This window comes from Microcystis sp. LE19-10.1B (assembly GCF_027530565.1).
Classification (GTDB): domain Bacteria; phylum Cyanobacteriota; class Cyanobacteriia; order Cyanobacteriales; family Microcystaceae; genus Microcystis; species Microcystis aeruginosa.
Genome location: NZ_JAPZQM010000489.1, coordinates 1 through 3,898 on the forward strand (window position 1 = coordinate 1; position 3,898 = coordinate 3,898).

The following is a 3,898-nucleotide window of genomic DNA, read 5'->3' on the forward strand; positions in this document are numbered from 1 at the left end:
AACCCACATTCCGCACCCTAAAGTGTCACATTGAAAATTTTATCTAAATCGTCAAAACGATTGCCGGCTCTGAATTACAGGCTAATTTGTTTGCCCAGCAGATGCACAATTAGCCCTAAAAATCTGATAGCTCTGATACCAAATTATTGAGATAAACTCTCATTAAGCTGGCGATCGCTGACTAGAGTGTGACACTTCATAATTCTTAGTAATCGCTAAAAGTCTTACTATACAAGGGCTAGAGCAACTTTTGATTTCAACGACTAGGGTGCGGAATGTGGGTTAAAAAACTACACCTATGAGATCGTACCGCAGCCACATCTAAAAGAGGTGGTTCTCTCAACATCATGGGGAAGAATGTATAGCAGAATACAAAATATCAGATTTACTGATCACCATAAGCAGGGGAGATATCCCCGATAGACATTTGGCTCGTTTGAGATCAGACACAATTAAATGAGATTAGAAATTATGTTTACCACTAAACCGATGACTACTGCTACTAAGATAAAAGAGAGGATGGAATGAAAGAGTGTCATGCGTCGCATCGCAACGCTTTCAACGGATACGTCCGATGTCTGGTAACACATAGCGATAGTAAAAGAGTAATACATAAAATCCCAATAATCCACAAGTTCTTGATTGGGAAAGTCTAAACCTTTGCGGTAAGCGGATGAATCTTCTGCGGATAGTTCATCGTACTAGAGTCTGGCATAATACAGAGCAAAAAAAGTATGTACCAGAGTCCAAGACAAAAAGATCGCTAATAGGGACAGTCCCATGTGCAAATTCGTCAACAAGGGAGTCCATTTCTTGGAGTTGTTGAGTAATAAAGAAAGAGCAATTAACCCCATACCAGAAAATAGCAGCACAGCAAATAAAGTGCTAATACCCTTGGGTTCTTGCTGTTGAGACAGACGAAAGGTATCTTCCGCAGTCGCTTTGGACATTTGCACTGCTAAAACACTCAAATAACTTAGTATCGCTAGATCGTAAGCCAAGAGAAACCGCAATTCCTGGTAAAATTCTCCCGTGATTAAATAAACGAAAATTGCCACTGTCAGCGTGAAGAGAAACCGGTTGATGGGAGAAGTCAGCCGAAAAATCATTTTGGGCTTGGCGGTCATTTTTAAGAGCCTTGATTTTCACAGATCTAGTTTAGTTGAAACGGTATGGTTTTCTCAGGATAGCCTAGCAGTCAATTCTCAGGCGAGAGCAGTAAACTGGCCCCTCTTTTCCCTTCGGGTAAAAATTCTCGATCGAATTGGCAATTTAGTCCCAGACAAGGCCTAATCAGTTGCACTCCTCGTACCTGAAATAGAGATTGCGAGCCTGTATTTTGGAACTTTTAAAGGTATTTGCGATATTTTTTCAATCGAGCTTCTGCCGGTGCTGGCAGCGCAATCTATGGTTGCCGGACTGTGGACGTACCACCGCCTCAGCCAAGCTGAACCGATCGCTGCCACCGGCTGTAAGGCGGCGAGGCAGTCTTCTAGTTTCTCGATTGATTCAGCCTGCTCTTGACACTGGCGCTGCCAAGAATTGACGGGTAAGGCTTCCAGCTGCCGATAAACTAAAGTTTGGCTCGGTATCTCGTTTAGAGGATTTTTATCATCTTTACTTTCTCCTGTCTGGGGACTGATCACTGTTTGGGTCTGTTCCACCTTTGCATCGGCCAGATTTTCCCTCACCAGCAATTTCTCTTCCGGGGGACGAGGAACTTGTTTTTCCGCCTTGAATTCAGCTTTCTGGGGGACTTCTGCCCCTGGGTTCGCCGAAGCTGCGGCCTTGCCGATCGCAGTTGCCAGTTCTTGCTCTAATTGTGCGGGAGACATTTTCCCTTCAGCAAAGGTGACAATGATTGAGTTAGCCTAGGGGTTGATGCGGACGCTGGTAACGCTTTCTAGAGCAGCGATCGCTCCCTGGAGAATATTTTGTCCTGTTAGGTTTTGGCGCAGGGAAGGGACACGCCAGCGGATTCGCCCAGGAAGTGAGCTAACCACTTGATAGGAGATTGGGGGGGTAGCATTTGTGGAAAATTCAGACGTGCCACCAAATAGCATAATAATTTAGCCAATAAGCATTGACAATAGGAACTTTATCATCTTTTACAGTAGATTTATTGCAGCAGTTCTCATTTTGAAAAAAATCAGATAAAATTCTCTTATTTAAATAGAGAACTTGTGTAGAAGCATTATTTTTTGACAGATAATTATCATCCAACGCTGGAGATAGACAGGTTTTAAGAACTCTGTCCATGAAAAATCGATTTCAACTCATAAATTCAGATAAAATTCTAACAAAATTTTTAGTTTTTTTATAAACAACTTTCTTTTTCTCCTTCAAGAGTTCTGACATTTTCAACTAGAATTTACTTGTTTGAATGGGACATATTCGGTGAGAATAAATGAGAAAAACTCCGACCAATTCTTAAACCAAATATAGCGTTTCTGATTCACAAGAGGTACATTCCCGATCCTGAACAGCTTAATCAGCAAAGGTTTAAGTGTGCCGCACAGATGCGAGAACCGCTATAAATTTTAATGGCTCTTCGGTTTGTGTTATGCAATGGACGGGGGTTATAAGGGATGGAACCCTTATAGAGAAAGGCATTGCTTCGATTTTGGCCAATTGTTTTCTATCTAGAGCGAACTAATCAATTAAGTCTCTTGCCAGATAAGGATTTAGTCGATTTATGCCCCCCTATCGAACCATACCAAGTCCCGAAGAGCCAGTGTTATTTGGATAGCCGATGGCTCAACCCTAGAGCAGCTGAGGAAAAGGCTGAAAGCTTCCGAGAAGGAATCTGGGAAATTGGCTGGAAGAATAATGATGATTGTTGAGGCATTTACGCAAGTACCTGTGACAGTATGGTCTCATAAAAATGAGAGATGTAACGATAAAGTATGGGCAGAACAATTAATAAATGAGCTACCTACATCAGGCTTGCTAGTCGTTGACCTAGGCTTTTTTAGTTTTCCGTGGTTTGACCAATTTACTAAGGAAGAAAAATATTTTCTTACCCGCATGAGGGGGAAAACATCTTACCAAATAAAGCAATTTTTGTCCGCAGGAAAACTTTACCGAGATGAGATTATTACCCTCGGTCAGTATCGCTCTAATCCTTGCCATTCGACCGTCAGATTAGTCTCAGTTCTTTGGGGAAATACTTGGTATGATTATTTGACAAACGTGCTTGATTCTGAACAACTATCCGCTGAGGAAGTTTGTGATTTGTATAGAAGAAGATGGCAGATAGAAGAAGCTTTTCTCTTAACTAAGCGACTCTTAGGACTGGCCTATTTATGGGTTGGACTCACTAACGGCGTACAAATCCAAATTCTCACTACCTTGATTTTCTATACTGTTCTCACTCAGATAGTTCAAGATGTGGCTGTAGCTCTCCATCAGCCGCAAGAAAAAATTTCTGTCGAGATGGTTTTTAGAAGCCTTTACTATGTAGCGAAGGCTTTCTCTCGGGGCGAAAACCCAGATGTAATCAGCTATTTAGCCGAACGCGCTCAACTTTTTGGACTGATTAAAGCTGAACGTCAGCGACATCGAGAGAAAGAGGCTCTCCATCGACAACTATGGGAACCTCTTCCCTTAAGTTGACACCAATGACCGCGTTCGCCAAAAAGGTACATTATCAAAGCGCAAGTCCCTAAGTGCAAGAGTGTCTATTCTAACTGAGAAGTTAATTTTGTCCTATTTAAGTAGGTAGTCGTTAAAAATTATCAGACACCCCCCTTATCAAGCTATCCATTAGTCGGATCTTTCTTAACAAAAAGAGAAGAAACTTAAAAAAAGGGGAAACGATTGATAGGTATAGTTTTGAAAGAAGGAATTAAGGTGGAGGTAAGCAAAAAAATGGAGAAATGGGCAGCCCAAGAATTAC

At 41.8% G+C, this 3,898-nt stretch carries 4 protein-coding genes and 1 pseudogene; 2 read left to right on the forward strand and 3 right to left on the reverse strand.

Annotated features, from left to right (window positions below):
• Positions 1-452: 452 nt before the first annotated feature.
• The 3 genes and pseudogenes from O9332_RS17555 to O9332_RS17565 form a co-directional block, all read right to left on the reverse strand.
• Positions 453-1,127 (reverse strand): annotated as a pseudogene (locus tag O9332_RS17555) (DUF1345 domain-containing protein).
• A 162-nt stretch (positions 1,128-1,289) separates the two neighbouring features.
• Positions 1,290-1,835: a hypothetical protein gene (locus O9332_RS17560; RefSeq protein ID WP_288026626.1), complete on the reverse strand. Its 546-nt coding sequence runs from the start codon at positions 1,833-1,835 to the stop codon at positions 1,290-1,292.
• Positions 1,836-1,871: 36 nt separating this feature from the next.
• Positions 1,872-2,063, reverse strand: a complete 192-nt coding sequence (locus O9332_RS17565) for an HMA2 domain-containing protein (protein ID WP_002757656.1) — start codon at positions 2,061-2,063, stop codon at positions 1,872-1,874.
• 549 nt (positions 2,064-2,612) lie between these two features.
• Here O9332_RS17565 and O9332_RS17570 point away from each other — a divergent pair.
• Both O9332_RS17570 and O9332_RS17575 read left to right on the forward strand, forming a co-directional pair.
• Positions 2,613-2,843 carry a hypothetical protein gene (locus tag O9332_RS17570; protein WP_288026627.1) on the forward strand — a complete coding sequence of 77 codons (231 nt, stop codon included), beginning with the start codon at positions 2,613-2,615 and terminating at the stop codon, positions 2,841-2,843.
• Positions 2,773-3,615 (forward strand): IS4 family transposase, encoded by an 843-nt coding sequence (locus O9332_RS17575; RefSeq protein WP_230401060.1) that lies wholly within the window; start codon positions 2,773-2,775, stop codon positions 3,613-3,615. Before O9332_RS17570 ends, O9332_RS17575 begins: the two co-directional genes overlap by 71 nt.
• The last annotated feature ends 283 nt before the right edge of the window (positions 3,616-3,898 follow it).

Bases quoted from the DNA above. Each gene is read 5' to 3' on its own strand.
- O9332_RS17560 (WP_288026626.1), bottom strand. From the start codon at position 1,835: ATGTCTCCCGCACAATTAGAGCAAGAACTGGCAACTGCGATCGGCAAG.
- O9332_RS17565 (WP_002757656.1), bottom strand. From the start codon at position 2,063: ATGCTATTTGGTGGCACGTCTGAATTTTCCACAAATGCTACCCCCCCA.